The following is a 17,332-nucleotide window of genomic DNA, read 5'->3' as shown; positions in this document are numbered from 1 at the left end:
ATCGCCGCGATCCGCGGCGCATTCGCCCTGCAGCAAGCCCTCTACGCAATCCGCGACGGCGACGAAGAAGAACTCGCGGACGGTCTGGCCTGCTACCGCTGAGGCACACCGGCACATCCGCATCATCGAGCGCTCCACAGCAACAGCAACCCGGTGAACCTATGCGGTCACAGCGCCTAGCCGTACTGGCTGATGATCGTGTCGACCAGATCGGAGGGAATCGGGTCCGCGGGCATGGCCGGCCAGCCCATGAAGCTGCGGTCGGCTTTGGCGTTGGCCATCGGTCCGGTGTCGCCGTCGAGGATGACCTTCAGATGGGGTTCGAGGTGCTGAATCCACCACGCGGACACCGCGGACATCGAATCCGAAGCTCGTGCTTCCTCCCATGCCTGGTGTAGCGCGGTCAGGCGGGCCACGACCTCCGGGTACGCCCACCACCTCGCATCCCAGGACAGACCGCCGTCGTTGTCACTGATCCGCCGGCGGATCACCGGCAGGAAGAAACCGTTCACCCAGTCGATAACATTCGCATACTTCGGCTCTTTCTTCTCCTGCGGTTCCGCGGTTGAGCCGGCTACTGCGGCCTGTTCCGGGGTCCACTCGTCGGCGGTGCCGTCTCCGGACTCGTTCCCGGTATCCCAGCGATCATCGGTCGTGCGGGGCAGATTCACCATGCTCATTCCTTCGACATGAACTCGGACGTAAACAGGGCAGTGGTGCGGGAAGACTCCACGACAGGCGCGTCCACGACGCGTGGTTGCTGCGGACCCTCACTGCCTAGGCGATCGGACTCCCCCATCGGCAACGCTTTCTGTTGGGCAGGGCCGAGCTGCTTGCTTTCCTGCTGGGACTGGCGGATCGCCTCGGCGAACGGCGAGTTCCCCCAGAACGCCTTGCGGACCAGGATCGGGGTGGAGCCACCGATCGTCACCAGCGCACGGGTTTTTGGCAGCGCCCGCAGGTCCCGCTTTTCGAAGATGGTTTCCTTCTGCCAGCTGCTCGACACACTCGCCTGACCGCTGGAGAACAAGCCGGTAGGGCGGCTGCGGGACTCGGTATCGACATAGTGGGTGCCCACGGCATCGACCAGACCCGACAGGAACGCATCGTCTTCGACATTGCCGCCGTACCAGACGACACTGCACGCATCGACCATGGACTTGAAGGCTTCGCGGCCCCAGACCTTCTCCCCCTGGGACGGGGACTGGAAGAACGTGATGAGGATGATGCCGCGGCCACCGAAGTGCGAGTACCAGCGCGGCAGGTCCTCGATCTTGCAGATGTTGGCGGCCTCGTCGAGCACCGCCGTCAGCGGGATCGGCATCCGCTCCGATTCCTGCTGCTCGGAGTATTCCTCGGCGCAGGTGAGGATCTGCCCGACCAGGGCACTCGAGATCGCCGAGGACGAGCCGGGGCCGTCCTTCGACAGCGCATACATCGTGTCGGTGCGGGTGACGAACTCGGCGGAAATGAATTCCGGCAGGTCGTGGACGTGCTCACCCTCTTTGATGGTGACCCTGCCGGACTGGTCGGTGCCGATCACCACCCGCCGGTTCGGCAGGACCGCTTCGGCGTAGCGGGGTTCGTCCAGCGGGGCGAGGAAGCGGCGGGCCATGTCGTAGAAGCCGTCGCGCTGTTTGGCGTTGACGGACTGCTTGCCGCGCATCGTGCGGGCCAGCTCCGGGTAGCCGTACTGTTCGAGCACGGCCGGGGGAATCTGCGACTGGGTGTGGGTCAGCCACTCGACCACATGCCGGATGTCCCCGCCGACCAGGGCAGCGGCGAGCAGGTAGGAGGCGAACAGGTCGCGGGCGTTGCCGTCGAAATAGGCATCGACGCGAGCACCGGCATCGGTGGCGGCGGAGATGAAGTAGCCGCACACCGCCGCAGCAGAAGGCAGATCGGTCACGGTGCGCAGCGGGTCGAACCAGAACGTCGCACGTTCTTGTCGGTTACCGGTGCTCACCCCTTGCAGATCGAACACCCACACCCGCCCCGTTTCGCGGCGGATGCCGACGGTGTGCGAGTACACATCCCCGCGGTTCGACGCCACCAGCGCCGCCCCCGGGGCGTGGCAGATCGCGGGAATAGCGAACGAGGCGGACTTGCCCATGCGGGCGCCGGCGAAGGCGATCGCCACGAATTCCCAGGTCATGCGTAGCGTGCGATCCCCGACCACGGTGTGTCCGAGAGGGATACCGAGATAGCCGGGATGAGTCTGCGAGATGGCGGGGGCGAGCCGGTCGGTGGAGGCGGCGAGGTACTTCGGGTCGGCCTCGTCGACTTCCCGCGGATCGACCATGGTCTTGGCGAGGGCGTCGATGCGTTTTTCGAACTGCTTGCCCTGGACCGTGTCGATGATCCCGAACCGGCGCAGCGCCCACCACCCGGCCCCGGCGAGAGCAGCGAGCAGGACCAGTTCGAGGACCAGGATGATCGTCGCCCCGGACGGCCAGCTCGTCGATCCGAACCCCAGGGCGAAGAACAAGCCGATCGGATTCCAGGTGGGGTCTGCTCCCCCACCGGTGTTGTAGGCGATCGTCGGCAGATAGGCCGCCACCACGAGGGCGGGAAACGCCTTGAGGAACAGCTCGTCGGCGCCCGAGGAGGTGCGGGGCCGGTCCCGTCGAGTTTGCGCCATCTCGTGTGCCCTTCTATTGCTGGAATCGGAAGTCGGTCAAACGCCACCCGTCGTCGGTGCGGACGGTGGTGGTGCGCCACAGCTGCGGGGTCAGGCGCGTGCTGCGCCCGCTGGCGTGCAGCACCGTCTGGGTGCAGATCACGTCGATGACCACGGTGCGCATCCCGGCCGGGGCGACCGGGGTGGTGTCCGAATGGGCGCACACCGCCGTCACGGCGTCTTTCGCCGCCGCCCACTGCTGCCAGTCCGCATCGGGCCGGACGTCGGCACGGCTGCCGGATTCGGCGACGGCGAGCAGGTCTCCGCCGAGATACGGTGTGGCCCGGATCAGGGCGTCGGTTTTGCTTTCGTCGATCGCGGGCTGCCAGGACAGGATCATCCCCATCGCGGTGATCGCGGTGTCGTCGGCGTCGATCTGCTGCGGTGAGAGCGGTTCGATCACCTCGTGGGCGTCGCTGCCTTGGTGAACGTGCTGGTCACCGGTGGTGGTGTCGCTGCCGCAGCCGGTCAGGGCGACGGCGGCCGCGGTGCATACCGCCGCGACGGTGACTCGTGTGATCTGCACGGGCTTGCCTTCTTTCACTGGTTGCTCATCGCCCGGTACTGCGGTTCGGCGGCGATGATCTTGTCGGCGTAGGGACGGGTCTGGACCACGTAGTCGGTGTGTCCGGTGGGGAATCCCCCGGAGTTCAGGACGGCGCCTTCGCCTGCGTTGTAGCCGGCCAGATACAGCTCGGTGCGCCCGTTCGGTGCGGAGACCACCCCGTTGTCGATCCAGCCGTCGATGGTGGCGGCGATGGTGCACATGTAGTGGCCCTGGGCCATGACGGCATCGCCGATGCTGTTCACATCGACCCGGCCGTCGCCGTCGTAGTCGCGGCCGTAGCTCGCCCAGGTGCCCGGCATGAACTGCGCCGGTCCCATCGCCCCGGTGACCGACACCGGAGCGGAGTCTCCGTGGCGGAAGCCGTTCTCGGCGGCGAGCTGGGCAGCGAGCAGCGACGGTCTGATCTGCGGGCAGATCGACCCGGCCCGCTCGATCCACGGAACGAACTCCTCCGGCACGGTGCCGTCGGCGAGGTAGTCGCCCACCCCGTCCCCGGACATCAGACAGTCCGCCGCCGCTGCGGTGGCGTTGCCGCTGCCACCGGGCAGCGATCCCCACGACACCAGGGTCTCGTCGGTGCCCTGTCCCCGGACGGTGATGTGCACGTGGTCGAAGTGGTTCTGGGTTTCCGAGCCGCGGTCGTCCATCAGGCTCGGGGCACCACCGACCGGGTAGTAGGTCTGCCGCCAGATCACGTACTCGACGTTGAAAACCTCCGCATGAGCCAAGACGTAGTCGGTGATCTCGTCCCCGAGAGTCACCCCGTCGCCGGAGCGGTAGTTCGGGATCATCGCGTCGACGGCCCGGCCTTCGGTGTGGTCGGTGGCGTAGCCGCCGTCGGCGCGCCACCCGCCGATGCTCGAAATGCGGTCGCCGAAGCGCAGGTGCAGGGCACGGGCGATCTTCTTGGCATCGACCTGCAGGCCCTGCTCGGAGCCGGCAGACGGCGGCAACGGCTGCGCCAGATTCCCTTCCGGTGGGGCCGACGGCATCGGCGTAGCCGGCCCGGCCGACGTGTCCCCGGGTGCGGGGGCGGATTCGTAGTAGGGCAGCGGGTCCACCGCCGAGGCTCCCCAGCCGCCGTGCCAGATTTCCCAGTGCAGGTGCGGGCCGGTCGATTCTCCTCGGTTGCCGAGCGTGGCGATCTGCTGACCGGCGCGGACCTGCTCGCCGACCGCGACGCTGTAGGTCTCGATGTGCCCGTACACGGTGGATACGAGCTGCCCGTCGATCACGTGGTCGAGCACCACCCACTGCCCGAACCCACTGGCGGGACCGGCATTGCGCACCACCCCGTCGGCTGAGGCGTAGATCGGGGTGCCGATGGCTCCGGCCAGGTCGATGCCCTGATGCTCGGTGCCCCAGCGCTGGCCGAATCCGGAGGTGAAGGTGACGGTGGAGGGGTCGACTGGCTTGATGAACGAGCCCGTCGGTGCGAGCTTGTCGCCGGATCCGAGGCCGGAGCCGGGTCCGAGGCAGCTCGTGCCGGCCTGACGGTCGTGTTCGTCCTGGATCCCCATCACGAGGACGAGAAGCAGGAAGAACGGAATGAGTGTGAGTGCCAGAATGAGCGCGATCAGGCCGGTACCCCCCTTGTCGTTCACCGCAGGCTCAGATCCTCGGCAACAACTCCGTGCTTGCGTGCCAGCGCCCGGTTCAGGTCCTGCGCCAGTGCGAGCTCTGCTTCGAGGGCGGCGACTTCCTGCGGGGTGCGGCGAGGGCGACGGCCGGAGCGGTTGACCCAGCCCCGCACCGTCGTCTCGGCCACATCCAGCTGCGCAGCTGCGGCTCGCGTAGCAGCGGTGAAGCTGTCCCCGGCCTTCATGCGCCCCAGGACCGCCTCGATCGCGGCCTCACGGGTGAGGTCATCGACCACGGTGTACCGGCGACGGCCGCGTCGCTCCCGCCGGCTCATGCGGCGACCTCCTTGGCTCGTTCCTCGTCGGCGGCCCGCAGACGGGCATCGGTGTCGTGAATCCCGGAATCCTTCTCTGCCTGGGGCACCCACACCTTGAACGGGGTGCCCGGCGTTGCGCCTTCGCCGAGCTTGAGCAGAAAATGCCCGACACCGGCGGCGGTGCGCTTACTGCCCGCCGAGACGGTGCCATCGCCGTCTCCGGTGACCTTGTGGCGTGCTTGGCGCATCGCCTTGCGTTCCTCCACCGAGGACGTGGTGTCGTTGGCCCAGCCAGTGACCATCGCCCGCTCAGCCTGGGAGAACTTCATGAACCGGCCGAGTCGGTCGAGTTCGGCCTCGGGAACCGGGCCGATGATGCGGGCGCGGGAGCGTTCGATCATGCCCAGGGCCCCGACTTTTTCGAAGTCGGCGAGCGAGTGGGTGACCATCGTCATCGCCACGCCCATCGACCGCTGCAACCGCTGCACCGCATCGAGCCGCGCCACGGCCGAGCTGCCGGTCTGGATCACCTGCCAGACCTCGTCCAAGATGATGTGCGCCGCCAGAGCCTTGGCACCGGGCACCTTGTTGTCGGCCAGGATGTGCGCCGCCTCCACCGCCGCGAACGCTTCGTTCCAGCCGGCGAGAAGCACAGCGGCCCGCATCAATTCGTCACCGGGCGGCACCGAGGACATGTCCAGGTCCACCATCGGCTTGGTGATGTCGATCCGCACGGTGCTGTGCCGGTTGAAGGTTTCTCCGAATCGGCCCTTGACCAGCGCTCTCAGCGAACGCAGCAGTGGCTTGATCTGACCCCGGTATTCCTCGTCGGTGTCGGCCACCGCATCGTCCTTCAGTTCCTCGGGGCCGGCCGCGATCAGCGTCAGCAGGTCCTCGATCCGAGCTGCGTGCGTAGTGGTGAACTGCGAGTCCGGGGCGTAGAGCAGCCGGATCGCCGAGGCGAGCAGGGTTTCCTCGAAGTCCTTCAGGGGGCCGCGGCGGACGATCTCGAGCAGAGCACAGATCATGTTCAGCTGGCGGGCGTGCAGCGCGAACTCGGCCTTTTCCCGTTCGAGGGAACCGGCGGGCAGTTGCTCGATCGCATCGCCGATCGGGCCGCGGTCGAGCGGGTTGATCGCGCCGGTGCCGTAGCCGACCTCGCTGACCTGCCCGCCGACCTGCTCGGTGAGCACCCGCAGGTCCGGCTTGACGTCACCGGGCACGAGCACCAACGTGCCGCGGGCGATGTCGCCGAGGGCGATCCGGCGCAGCAGCGTCGACTTGCCGAAGCCGTTGAGCGCGCAGATGAAACAGGACGGGGCGGTGATCGCCTTCATCTTCCAGGCGTAGAGCGGATCGAACCCGACGGCCGCGCCGGTGGTCAGATGCCGCCCCAGCGGGGTGCCCAGCAGCGGTGCCTTCGCCCCGACGATCCACGGGTAGATCCCAGCGACCTGGACCGAGGTGCCGCGGTATTCGACCGGGGGCATCACCGTCGACATCCGGCCCCCACCGACCCCGTCGAATCCGCGGGCGTCGAGCTCGGCGAGCGGGCGGTCGAAGCCGTCGGAATTGATCCGGGTCAACCGCTCGACCGTCGCCCGGCGACTGTACTGGCGGTTGACCAGGCTTTTCTTCCATGCCTTCTTGAGGCCGGTGGCCGAGGCCGCTTGCTCCTCGAGAGCGGACAACTCGTCGTCCGACAGCAGGGTCTTGGCGATCTTCTCGGCTTGCGCGATCCGGGTCGAGGTCGTGGCTTTACCCATGACAGCGTCCCCCTCCTAGTTGCTCAGGAACGACGGGATGGTGGTGTGGTCGGGGGCGATGACCCCGACACCGAGGGAGGCCGCGAACGCGGCGGCCTGCCAGCACCACGAGCGGCGGATCGTCAGCCGGCTCTGCCGCGAGAGGTCCTCGACCAGGGCGTCGATCTTCGGCACATCGGAGCTGCCGGCCGGTTCGGTCACGGTCACCAGCACCCCGAAGCGCACCATCCCGGCACCTCGGGCCTGTTCCATGCGGGCCTGGGCCGTGGCCGCCAGCTCGATCTGCGACTTCGCCGAACCGATCGATCCGTTCTTGAGCGACCCACCGTGTGCTTCGGCCATCGCGTTGCGGTAGTCGCTGTCGGCGATGTCGGTCGCTTCCCCGGCCGAATGCGGCCGGTAGATCACCGAGACCCGCTTGAGCGGCACCGCCTCGTTCGGGGCCAGCAGGCGCTGCAGTACCCGTTCGGTCACTGCGCCCTTGGGGGCTTCGCGCATCTCCCAGGTCACCGACACCGCACCGTCGTGGACGTATTTGCCGCCGTCGGCGCTTTCGAGGGCGGTCCGCGGACCGCAGTCTTCCCAGGTCAACCCGGTTCCCTCGCCGGAGTACACGCCGGCTTCGACATCGACGAGCGAGGCCGGGTCGTAGGAGCGGCGCACGAACGCCATGATTTCGTCGGCATCCATCGGCGAGCAGGGCACACCGGAGCGTGCTGCCGACGCCGTCAGGGCGGGCAGACGCCGGCCGAGTTCGACGGCCTGCTCGGAGGGGTCCTGTTTGCGTTCGGTGGTCTTGGCCTCGAAGGTGATCGCGATCCTCGCTGCGAGGCGGATACCGCCGGAGGTCAAGCCGGTGGCGAGCTGGTAGGCCGCATCGCGGGCCAGCTGCGGGGCGTCGGCGCGGGTGTTCTGGTGCACCGTTTCGTACAGTTCGATGCCGGTCTCGGGCAGCGTCTCGACGGTGGTGACCACCGCGAGGATGTCCGAGGTCTCACCGGCCCCGGACAGGAACTGTGCCCAGTTGCCGACATAGTGGTCGATCACGTCCTGATCGACGGCTTCGGCGCCTTGGGGATAGGCGTCGAAGACGACGGTGTAGGCGTTGCGACTGGGCATGTGGATCATGCCGAAGCTGCGCCCGTCGGAGTCGATGCCTTCGTAGAGCTCGGTGTCGCCGAGCACGCCGGGAAGACGGTAGGCCCGCCCGGGAACGCGGGAGAACGTGCCCGAGGCGTAGGCGTGCTCACCGCGGCGGCGGCCGCGCCAGAACTGGAATCGCATCAGTGCCCTTTCGTAACCGGAGCGGCCGTCACGGGAGATGACCAGGGGGATAAAGCACACGATCACCGGGATGGCCAGCAACAATGCGACCGTCATGCCGAGGAACAGGCCCGCGATGATGACGGCCGCCGCAGCGAGGATCGCCGCGACCGAGGTGCCGAAGGTGGCACCGAGCAGGCCGGTGCTGCGGGGCCGTCGCCAGTTGCCGTAGGTGTTGAATGTCGGCTCGTTGCTCACTGTTCGAAGCCCCCTCGGTTGAACTGGTGACCGGCCCCCGTCGCCACAGGCGCATCGGAGCCGGTGCGGGCGGAACCGCCCGCACCGGAACTGCCGGACGCAGCGGCGCCGGGGGTGCCCGAATCGTTGCCCTGCGGACCACCACTGCCGACGGCGGCGCTGCCGCCGGCGGACGGAGTTCCGTTCTGATTGCCGCCTGCCTGTCCATCCCCGGCACCACCTGCGGCACCGAAACCGGACGGTGCAGCCCCACTCGGGGGACCCGTGGTGGTTGTCGTCGTGGTGGTCGTCGTGGTGCTGGTAGTCGCCGCACCGGATGCTGCGCCGCTGGCACCGCCGGTGGCGATCATCCCGCCGACCTTCGCACCGACTGCGGCCAGGCCGGCGGCTGCGGCCAGGCCGCTGCCGCCACCTCCGAGTGCGCCGACATTCGGGACGATCAGCCGCATCAGGGCGGGCAGCACCAGCGCCGCAGCGCACAAGGTGATGACCCCGGACAGGGCCATGAACCCGTCGCCGTTCTCGGGGTCCGTGATGGTCGGGGTGGCCTCGAGGAACAGGATCGCCGAGACCCCGATCACGAACGCTCCGACCGGTTTGACCAGCAGGAACGCGATCGTCCAGGCCAGCATCTTCTCGTATGCCTGGCTGCCGACCTTCGTTCCTCCGGCCGCGCCCGCGATCGGCAGCGCCGCTGCCATGAGCACGAGAATCCCGGTGCGCAGCAGCATCAAAAACGCCATCATCAACCCGCCGAGCATGCCGATGATGCCAATCAGGAACAGCAGCCCCACACCGGCCGGACCCGCATACAGCTGAATCGAAACCATCGCTTCGGCCAGGCGGGACGGATCGGAGCCGACCGCACTATCCATGAACCAGGCGGAAATCTGGTCCGACAGTTCGGTGCCGAGCACGATCAGCGTCGATGCTCCCCCGGCGAGCACCGCCGCACGGGCCATCTGCTTGAGCCCTTCTTCCGAGGTGTCGCGGATCGCGCCGGAGCGGGCCAGCGCCAGCCGCCCACCGAGCAGGATCAGCGACAACGACAGGGCCGCAACCTGGATGTAGAAGGTGTAGTCGTTGACCGTCGCCACCGTCGTCTGGAAGGTGTCCCCGTCCATCTCGGTGCTGGTGATCCACCATCCGAGCGCGAACTTGAGCACCGCGACACCCGCGTTGCCGATCCACAGTGCCGTCTTCTCGACTGCACCCGCAGCCGCATCATTGATGCCGTCCGCGATCGCCCCTGTGCCGGCATCGACGACGTTGCCGGCTGCGTCCGCGCAACTCGGGACGTCTGCGTCTGTGAAGGCATTGAGTGCTCCGCTGGCGGCAGCCGCAAGGGGGTTGGCACAGGCAGCGCCCCCGAGAAGGGTTTCTTCCCAGGCAAACCCAGGATTGTTCTCGCTCTCGCCTGTGGGTTCGGTGCTGTCGAAGTTGCCGCTAGGCGAGTCCCCCGATGGAGCCGTGTCTTGTGCCAGGGCCACGCCCGCTGCGCCGATGCCAACGACCGCGACGGTGCAGAGCACGGCGAGCAGCCGGAGCACACCGGCGAGCACGCCGCGGTTCACCACCACTGCTGCCACCCCTCGGAGGACAGCGGCTCGAAATCGCTGCTGAAGGCCGGAGAATCCAGCTGGACAACCCATCCGGTGCCCTCACGCCACACCACCGGAATCTTCGTCGCCTGAATCTCGGTCGCTCCGTTGGACCGCTCGACGGTGACACCGAACTTGACCAGCGACAGGTCTGGGTTGAAATTGACCTTGACCATTGGTGCCGCCGAGACCCCCGTGTCGTCAGGCACTCTCACGCCCTCCAGCAGCAGTGTCGGGTCCGACGAGTGACCCGCTTCCGCGACCATCTCGGCGCGGTTGTCTCCACTGAGGAGGTAGGAGAGGTAGTGGGTTGCGGCCAGTGCTGCTCCCTGCGCCGTGCGCGCGAAGCCGGTGGCCACGCCGGTGTCGGTGAACCCGGTAGGACCGTCGGACGTGGAGAACGGAAGATCCATGTTCCCGTGAATGCGCTGGAGCATCACACCGCTCGGTGCCTGATCGGCAGGCCGGTTCCCGCTTGCGAGGGTCTCGGACAAGATCACCCCGTTCGGGTCGAGCGGCACGTAGACAACGCGCTCGAACCGGTCGAACACCGGGTCCGGCTCGAACTGTCCGCCTTCGACCGGGGCGGTGGCGCCGCTGCCGGTGGTCGGATCGAGAGAGACCAACGGATCGGCGTCATCACCTCGGAAGACCATCACCAGGCTGACCACGACACCGACGACGACGATGATGGCCACCGCTGCCAAGCCGATGGTGAGTTTGGTGGCCGACGATGCGCGTTCGTTCTCGGCGTCGAGTGAGGGAGTGTTCTTCTCGTGGGTCGAGTCGGTGGTGTTCTGCTCGGTCACTTACGGGTCTCCTCGAGATCGACCAGCTCCGACGGCACTGCGTCGAGAGCGGTGATGGTGGCGGCGGTCTCGCTGGGCAGGTTCAGTCGCCAGTCGTCGTCGATCCACACCACCTCGGTGGTCGAGGAGGCGAGCGAGTCATCGGAGAAGCGCTGCACGACATCGACGGTGGCGGCGGTGTCGCTGTAGTCGGCGATGGTGTAGCCGACGATGGTCGGCACCATCTCGGGGTCGGTTCCCGAAATCTCCACCAGCCCCCGGTGGGCGGCGTACAGGTCGCGGCCTTCGCCGGGTGCGGCTACACCGGCCAGGATCTGGGGCCAGGTGCGATCGGAGGCGGTGGACAGTTGCACCGACTGGGTGATCGCCGCCAGCGCCGCTCCCTGTGGGGTGTGGCTGAATCCGGCGAAGGGTTCCCATTCACCGTTGCTGGGGCCGTCGGTGGTGCCGATCGGCACCTCGATCCCGCCGACGGTGATCCACCGGTTGATCTGCGGTGGATCGGTGATCGACAGCTCGGACTCGGGGGGGTTCGATCCTCCGCAACCGGTGGCAACCAGCGCCACCGCGACCACCGCTGCTCGCGCCCACCGACGCATCATCGTTCGTTCTCCTCGTTGCCGGATTGCTGTTGCATCTGTTCGAGCTGGTCGATGACCGTCGGGGAATGGCCGCTTCCGATCTGCTGGGCTTGTGGCCCTTGGGCGGTGGCCAGCAGGATCGTGGCGATGGTCGCGGCCACGCCGCCGGCGAGGATCGCACCGATATTCGCCGCGACGAACTCTGCGGCAGTGGGGGATTCGATGCCGGCACCGTGCTTGTGGTCCCAGGCCAGGCGTCCGCCGACGAAGATCACTTTGGCCACGCACAGGATGAAGACGATCCCGGCCGCATATCCCAGCAGCGTTTGGAAACCATCGACGACCTCGCCGGGAAGGGGAACGACCCCTTGAGCGGATACCTGCATCGCTTGACCCCCGCCCTTACGCCGCAGAGGTGACGGCGCCGAGGATCTGGTTCGCCGAGATCGCCACGATCGCGCCGACGAGCGAGCCGACGAGCATCTTCGGCGAGTCCCCCGAGCCGTGCTGCCACTTCTCCCACGCGAACTTGCCGCCCGAGAAGATCAGGGCCGCAACACAGGCGAGCGTGACGCCCCACAGCAGCCAGTTCAGCAGCTTGAGCAGGCCGTTCGCGCCCGGAGGCACTTCCGGGTTGATGTCGAAGTTGACGGCACCCTGCGCGAGATACGCGGTATCTACAACCGTCTGGAGCATGAGTTGTCCTCCGTGTGATTACTGCACCGACCACAAGGTCGGGAGACTCGATTGGATTGCCGTGACGATGCCGACCCCGGCAGCGATCACGTCCTCGGGAACGTCGATGACCGCTCCCTTGGTCTGGATGGGCACGCCGTCGAGGGCGCTCCAGGTCGGAAGGCTCGAGCGGGCAGCCGAGGCCAGGAAGCGGTGCCAGCCGATCGACCAGTGCGCCTGCACTGCGCCGGTGACGATCGAACGCAGTTGGCGCACGTCCTTCGGCGGCGCTCCGGCCGCGTTGGCCACGGTGACCAGGCCGAGCAACTCGCAGGCCAGATCGCGGTTGCGGTGTTCGAGGATCAGATCGTGGGCGCTGGACAAGCCCTGAATGTTTTCGCGGCAGACCACCACGACATACGGTGATTCGACCTCACGGTCGGTGCCACACGGCCACTGGTGCTTCGCGTCGTCGGCGAAGCTCCAATACTGAGCCAGGGTGGACACGCCGGATCCGCCGTGCGCGCCGAGCAACCACACCGCCGGGCCGGGGGTGGCCACCGGGTACGGCTCGACCCGAGCCTCGAAACTGATGCGCTCTCTGCTGCTCATGCCAGCTCCTCCGTCCCGGCCCGGTGGTCGGTGTCGTGATGGCCGGCCTCGATGCGGCCGAGGGCGTCGAGCACGTCGGTCCAGGCATCGATCGAGGCCACCGACAGATGCCGGTGATCGACGGTGCCGGGACGAGCCAGGCTCGCATCGAAGGGAACTTCGACGAACCCGGCGGTCAGCGGGGTCAACGCCTCCCGGATCGGGGTCAGATCGACCAGGCGCTGCGGAAGCTGGTGCGAGATCGACACCACCGTGCGGGAGAGCACGTCCGGCCCGTAAGTGCGCATCAGCCATTCGAGACCGTCGCGCATCCGGCTCAGCGGCTCGGATCGAGCCGGGGCGACGACGACGATCGCGGCCCCGGCCTCGATCAGCGGAGCCAGACGGCGCGAGCGCAACGCCGTTCCGACATCGTGGATGCGGGCGAGATGCCGATCGGCGAGCAGGCTGTCCACCAGCACCGAATCGGAGGATTCGCCGTGACCGACGACCACGGCACCGGCCGTGCTCAGAGCCATGCGTGAACCGAGCTGACGGACCGCCCGTGATGGGTCGATCGGTTCGACACCGACACGATCGAGCAGGTTCCCGCCGCCGAAGGTGCCGTCGATCGCGGCCACCTGCACATCGGTTCCCAGGCGCAGGGCAGTGGCCAGGCCGAAGCAGGTCGTGGTCGCGGCCGCTCCCCCGGAGCCGGCCACCACGATGGCCGAGACCTGTTCGGGCTGCTCGATTTTCGGGCTACGGCGAAATGCAACAACGTTGTTCATCGGTTCTCCACGTTCGCGATCTTCACGCCGCCGTCGGCGGGCATGGTGGTGATCCACTGCTTGTGGATGCCTTCGTCTCCCACGGGCGGGAACTTCAGCAGCACATCGACCGACCAGCGGTTGGGGTCCTCGGTCGGCAGCACGGTCACGCAGTGCTCGGTCCCGGCCGGAACAGCGTCGATGAAGCTCTGAATATCGTTGCCGGGCAGGACCATCAGCTCTGCGACTGCCTTGCCGTCCCGCTGGACGTAGTAGGCGTGCTCGAACGCCTGGATCACCGCCGGACCGGAATCGCGTCCACCGGGGCCGTTGCCGACGATCCGATCCGGCTCGGTGACCGGGGCGCACCACGGCGGGGCTGCCACCGCCTCGGTCGTGGTGGGGGTCGCCGACGATGAGGCCACTGCGGTGACCGGCGGCAGCGGCGTCTCCGGTTCGTCGGTGCCCGTGCTCATCACGTTCACTACCACCGCGGAAATCGCTGCCAGGGCAGCGATACCGCCACCGACGAGCATCCAGGTCCGGGACCGATCGCTACCGGGCTTCGCAGGAGCAGCGGCAGCGGTGTCGGTGACCGGCGCAGCGGCGGTCTGCTCGACGAGGTCGGGCGCGGCCGGGGCGCGACGGGGAGCACGGCTGCGACCGATCGCGGACTTGAGTCCCCCACGACTGCGCTGCGAGATCACCAGCGGTCCTCGGGGAATGTGGGCGCGCACCCAGTCCGGGGCGGTGGCATACGGGTCGTCGCCGGCCTCGGTGTCAGGGTGCGGGGCCGGTGCAGTGTCGGCGACTTGGGTCTCAGCAGTGCCGATCGGCTCCAGGTCGGTCTGGATGACCGCATCGTCGTCGGATTCCCAGGTGGTCTCGGCAGCGACCGGTTCGAGGTCCGAGGAGGCGAGCGCCGCGTCGGCGATCGTCTCGTCCGGGATCGGGAAGTGCACCGATCCGGTGTCGGTGTCTTCGGTGGGAGTCGGTTGCGGCCCGTAGTGCTCGGTTACGTCCGGGAAGAGTGTGCCTCGATTGTCGGTCGACAAAGTGTTCCCCCTCGTCGGGTGGTGGGGGCGGGGCTACCCGCCCCCACCGGAAAACTGTTCGGGCAGGTCAGGCAGGCACGATGCCGTCACCGATCGCGGTGGAGATCATCTCGGCGGCAGTGCCGGCCGAACCGCCGAAGAAGGTGTCCAGAGCGTTGTCCACACCGGCGATCACGCCTTCACCACCGGGCTGGACCTTGACCCACTCACGGACCTGCGAATCGACCTGCGGAGCGGTCTGCACGACGTTGCGGACTGCGTCGGCGGCGGCCTGTCCGACCGGACCGGAGGACTGCCACTGCTCGACCGTGGAACCGGCCTGCTCGGTGAGCACGTCCTCGCCCACGTCGGGCAGTTCCACCTCGATGGGCTGACCTTCGTCGTCACCGGCACCGAAGGCGGTTCCCGCAGCCAGACCGGCCGCGCCACCGAGCACTGCGCCGGGAACCGCACCGACCGCAGCGCCGATCGCTGCTCCGGCTGCGGTCCCGGCGACCCCGGTGGTGACCTCGGGCAGCACCGGGATCGGCAGCGGCACCACACCACCGGCGGTGGCACCGGCGATACCGCCGATGGTGCCGCCGATCAGGGCACCGGGAACGGCACCGGCCGCCCCGCCGGCTGCCGCACCGGCCACCGTCGCGCCGATCTGAGCAGCAGCGACACGATCGGCCCGGCTGGCTTCGATACCGATCGACTTGTAGAACGTCGCCACGTCCGACCGGATCAGACCGGCGGTGTTGTTGGTGCGCTCCCGGTCGTCGTCGGTGACCCAATTCGGCTGGTTGAAGTGAAAGTCGCCGATCATGATCTTCTCGGGCGGAGCGATGTAGATCGGCTCCGGCTCGACCGGCTGCGGAGCACGCAGCTCCAGCGGGTTGATAGGCGCCGGAGTGGACTGACGCTCATAGCGGTTGGTGTCGTAGTTGTAGTCCGGCAGCGGCGCGTACTCGCGCTGCTGCGCCGGCGGCGGGGTCCAGTAGATCTGCTTGGCCGGCGGCTTCGGCGCGCTGGTGGTGCCGCCCTGGGTGGACGGTGCCGGGGTGGTCACCCCGCCCTGCGAGGGCAGCTCGACCGGAGCGGCCCAGGCCACCCCGGTGCCCGCTGCCACGATCGCGACGGCCGTGGCGGGCACGACGCTCGCCTTGGCGATCCGTGACGGCCTGTGATGCTTGCTCATCAGTGGTTCTCTCTTCTGTCGAGGCGTGAATCAGTTGAGTTCGGCGGCCGAGATGCCGCCTTGATCGAGCACCGTCGGTCCCGCGTCGACCACAGTCGTGGTGGTCACGGCCGGTTCCGAGGTGGTGGACGTCGCCGTCTGCGACGACGGGGTGGTCGAGACGGTCGTGGAGGTCGCCGACGACTGGACCGTCGTGGTGGTCGGCGTCGTCGAGGTGGAGGTCACCGTCGTGGAGGTGGTGGAGTCGGCCGCAGCGCTGAGGTCGGAGGCCACCGCAGCGAGCCAAGAGGCAGCGAACCGGGTCGGGGCCTGCCCGCTGGCGGTGGCCGGGACCGACCCGTAGGAGCCGTGTTCGGCGGCGACATTGCGCACCGTCGTCATCGCCACCAGGTCGAACGCGTCCCGGTTGGCCTTGACCTCGTTCTGCACGACCTGGAACGCCTGCCGCACCAACCGCTGCGAGGTCGCCGGCGGGACCAGCTCGGGCAGCACACTGACCGTCTTGGCCGCGAGCACACCGAAGGCCACAGCCGGATTCGCCAGCCCAGCCGCCGCGACCGCCGCGATCGTCTCCGGGGTCAGCACCTTCTTGACGACCGTGACCGCCGCGTTGATGCCGATCAGCCCGACCTTCATCAACGCTGCCGTGACTTCCTGCCCCGTCGGAGCTTTCGCCCGAGGATCGGATGCCTCGGCCAGACGCTGCGAGATGGTCTTCTTCGGCTGGACCGAGATCGCCGACAGCGCGCTCTTCGGCGCCTGGATGTCCTGGTTGACCACATCGACGGCGGTCTTGAACGCCGTCGACGCCAGTGCCCGTCCGACCGTGGAGATCGCGACGAACGGATCCCCGCCGACCTCGACCTGACCGGCGACGTTGACCACCGCCCGCACGACCGGGGCGTTCGCCGGCGCATCACAGGCCAGATCCCCGCCCTGGCACCAGGACGACACCCGCCCCGACAGGCTGCCGTAGCTGCTGGTCAGATCGGCGACCGGCCCGATGCCACCCCCCTCGGGGGCGGTGAACGACACCGACGACAGCGCCTTGACCGCCTCTCCCCTGGTACCGGGAACCGGTGACGGGGCTGTCTGCGAGGTCCCGGGGAACAATCCCGATCCGGGGCTGCGGGTCGGCGCGCCGAACAAGGCACCGGCTGCGACCGAGCGGGCCGGAACGGCCCCGGTGCCCTCACCGACCGAACGCAGGAAGTTCGACGCGGCATGGGCGCCCTGAGAAAAGCCGACGACGGCGAGCTTGGCCGAGGGGCACTGCGAGAGCACCTTCTGCGCCGCCAGGGACAGGTTCTCCTCCCCCGCGGTCACCGACTCGACATACGACTCGGTGCCGCCGGGTGTCAGGCCACCGAACGAACCGGGATACGGCACATACGCCCGGTCCACGCTCGCGCCCAGCTGGCGGGCCTGATCGAGCAGCGGCCCCATGATGTTCGAGAGCATTCCGGTATCGACCTTCACCGGCGCATCGGGCGAGGTCTCGGTGGTGCCCTGCATTCCGAGCACGTACAGATCCGGGCAGTCCGAGACCAGCTCGCCGAGCCAGTGCGGTTCATCGCCCGTACTCGACTGGGCATAGGCCGGGGCGGTACCCAGGCCGGCAGTAGCCAGCACAGCTGC

17 protein-coding genes are annotated in these 17,332 nt (G+C 68.1%); all 17 read right to left on the bottom strand.

The genetic code is table 11. From position 1 onward, the window contains the following. Positions 1-176: 176 nt before the first annotated feature. Positions 177-674: a DUF4913 domain-containing protein gene (locus RBB84_RS12135; RefSeq protein WP_350247546.1), complete on the bottom strand. Its 498-nt coding sequence runs from the start codon at positions 672-674 to the stop codon at positions 177-179. Between the two features lie 2 nt (positions 675-676). Beyond that, positions 677-2,641, bottom strand: a complete 1,965-nt coding sequence (locus tag RBB84_RS12130) for a TraM recognition domain-containing protein (RefSeq protein WP_350247545.1) — start codon at positions 2,639-2,641, stop codon at positions 677-679. 13 nt (positions 2,642-2,654) lie between these two features. Continuing rightward, positions 2,655-3,206 (bottom strand): hypothetical protein, encoded by a 552-nt coding sequence (locus RBB84_RS12125; protein ID WP_350247544.1) that lies wholly within the window; start codon positions 3,204-3,206, stop codon positions 2,655-2,657. 14 nt (positions 3,207-3,220) lie between these two features. After that, positions 3,221-4,852 carry a M23 family metallopeptidase gene (locus tag RBB84_RS12120; RefSeq protein ID WP_350247542.1) on the bottom strand — a complete coding sequence of 544 codons (1,632 nt, stop codon included), beginning with the start codon at positions 4,850-4,852 and terminating at the stop codon, positions 3,221-3,223. After that, positions 4,849-5,163 (bottom strand): hypothetical protein, encoded by a 315-nt coding sequence (locus RBB84_RS12115; protein ID WP_350247541.1) that lies wholly within the window; start codon positions 5,161-5,163, stop codon positions 4,849-4,851. The genes RBB84_RS12120 and RBB84_RS12115 overlap by 4 nt, the downstream gene beginning before the upstream one ends. Further along, complete coding sequence (locus RBB84_RS12110; RefSeq protein ID WP_350247539.1) at positions 5,160-6,911, bottom strand: ATP-binding protein; 1,752 nt, start codon at positions 6,909-6,911, stop codon at positions 5,160-5,162. The genes RBB84_RS12115 and RBB84_RS12110 overlap by 4 nt, the downstream gene beginning before the upstream one ends. Before the next feature lie 15 nt (positions 6,912-6,926). After that, on the bottom strand, positions 6,927-8,432 hold the full coding sequence (locus RBB84_RS12105) for an SCO6880 family protein (RefSeq protein ID WP_350247538.1): 1,506 nt from the start codon (positions 8,430-8,432) through the stop codon (positions 6,927-6,929). Further along, a complete protein-coding gene (locus RBB84_RS12100; protein ID WP_350247536.1) occupies positions 8,429-10,021 on the bottom strand; it encodes a hypothetical protein in 1,593 nt (530 codons plus the stop codon). The genes RBB84_RS12105 and RBB84_RS12100 overlap by 4 nt, the downstream gene beginning before the upstream one ends. Next, on the bottom strand, positions 10,003-10,842 hold the full coding sequence (locus tag RBB84_RS12095; protein ID WP_350247534.1) for a hypothetical protein: 840 nt from the start codon (positions 10,840-10,842) through the stop codon (positions 10,003-10,005). Before RBB84_RS12095 ends, RBB84_RS12100 begins: the two co-directional genes overlap by 19 nt. Continuing rightward, on the bottom strand, positions 10,839-11,444 hold the full coding sequence (locus RBB84_RS12090; RefSeq protein ID WP_350247533.1) for a hypothetical protein: 606 nt from the start codon (positions 11,442-11,444) through the stop codon (positions 10,839-10,841). Before RBB84_RS12090 ends, RBB84_RS12095 begins: the two co-directional genes overlap by 4 nt. After that, on the bottom strand, positions 11,441-11,809 hold the full coding sequence (locus RBB84_RS12085; protein WP_350247532.1) for a hypothetical protein: 369 nt from the start codon (positions 11,807-11,809) through the stop codon (positions 11,441-11,443). The genes RBB84_RS12090 and RBB84_RS12085 overlap by 4 nt, the downstream gene beginning before the upstream one ends. A 16-nt stretch (positions 11,810-11,825) precedes the next feature. Further along, positions 11,826-12,119, bottom strand: a complete 294-nt coding sequence (locus tag RBB84_RS12080) for a hypothetical protein (RefSeq protein ID WP_064257214.1) — start codon at positions 12,117-12,119, stop codon at positions 11,826-11,828. An 18-nt stretch (positions 12,120-12,137) separates the two neighbouring features. Continuing rightward, positions 12,138-12,710: a hypothetical protein gene (locus tag RBB84_RS12075; RefSeq protein ID WP_350247531.1), complete on the bottom strand. Its 573-nt coding sequence runs from the start codon at positions 12,708-12,710 to the stop codon at positions 12,138-12,140. Next, positions 12,707-13,480, bottom strand: a complete 774-nt coding sequence (locus RBB84_RS12070) for a hypothetical protein (protein ID WP_350247530.1) — start codon at positions 13,478-13,480, stop codon at positions 12,707-12,709. Before RBB84_RS12070 ends, RBB84_RS12075 begins: the two co-directional genes overlap by 4 nt. Then, positions 13,477-14,514 (bottom strand): hypothetical protein, encoded by a 1,038-nt coding sequence (locus RBB84_RS12065; protein ID WP_350247528.1) that lies wholly within the window; start codon positions 14,512-14,514, stop codon positions 13,477-13,479. The genes RBB84_RS12070 and RBB84_RS12065 overlap by 4 nt, the downstream gene beginning before the upstream one ends. 67 nt (positions 14,515-14,581) lie before the next feature. Beyond that, complete coding sequence (locus RBB84_RS12060; RefSeq protein WP_350247527.1) at positions 14,582-15,694, bottom strand: insoluble domain protein; 1,113 nt, start codon at positions 15,692-15,694, stop codon at positions 14,582-14,584. Between the two features lie 30 nt (positions 15,695-15,724). Further along, a complete protein-coding gene (locus RBB84_RS12055) occupies positions 15,725-17,326 on the bottom strand; it encodes a cutinase family protein (RefSeq protein WP_350247525.1) in 1,602 nt (533 codons plus the stop codon). Positions 17,327-17,332 lie beyond the last annotated feature (6 nt).

This window comes from Rhodococcus sp. D-6 (genome assembly GCF_040256695.1).
Classification (GTDB): Bacteria; Actinomycetota; Actinomycetes; order Mycobacteriales; family Mycobacteriaceae; genus Rhodococcus; species Rhodococcus pyridinivorans.
The sequence above is the reverse complement of the archived record's forward strand: the minus strand, read 5'-3'. Positions and strand labels throughout refer to the sequence as shown.

Excerpts from the sequence above, each read along its gene's own strand:
- RBB84_RS12075 (WP_350247531.1), bottom strand. The coding sequence starts at position 12,710 with ATGAGCAGCAGAGAGCGCATCAGTTTCGAGGCTCGGGTCGAGCCGTAC.
- RBB84_RS12060 (WP_350247527.1), bottom strand. The coding sequence starts at position 15,694 with ATGAGCAAGCATCACAGGCCGTCACGGATCGCCAAGGCGAGCGTCGTG.
- RBB84_RS12090 (WP_350247533.1), bottom strand. The coding sequence starts at position 11,444 with ATGATGCGTCGGTGGGCGCGAGCAGCGGTGGTCGCGGTGGCGCTGGTT.
- RBB84_RS12135 (WP_350247546.1), bottom strand. The coding sequence starts at position 674 with ATGGTGAATCTGCCCCGCACGACCGATGATCGCTGGGATACCGGGAAC.
- RBB84_RS12085 (WP_350247532.1), bottom strand. The coding sequence starts at position 11,809 with ATGCAGGTATCCGCTCAAGGGGTCGTTCCCCTTCCCGGCGAGGTCGTC.
- RBB84_RS12110 (WP_350247539.1), bottom strand. The coding sequence starts at position 6,911 with ATGGGTAAAGCCACGACCTCGACCCGGATCGCGCAAGCCGAGAAGATC.
- RBB84_RS12070 (WP_350247530.1), bottom strand. The coding sequence starts at position 13,480 with ATGAACAACGTTGTTGCATTTCGCCGTAGCCCGAAAATCGAGCAGCCC.
- RBB84_RS12080 (WP_064257214.1), bottom strand. The coding sequence starts at position 12,119 with ATGCTCCAGACGGTTGTAGATACCGCGTATCTCGCGCAGGGTGCCGTC.
- RBB84_RS12130 (WP_350247545.1), bottom strand. The coding sequence starts at position 2,641 with ATGGCGCAAACTCGACGGGACCGGCCCCGCACCTCCTCGGGCGCCGAC.
- RBB84_RS12115 (WP_350247541.1), bottom strand. The coding sequence starts at position 5,163 with ATGAGCCGGCGGGAGCGACGCGGCCGTCGCCGGTACACCGTGGTCGAT.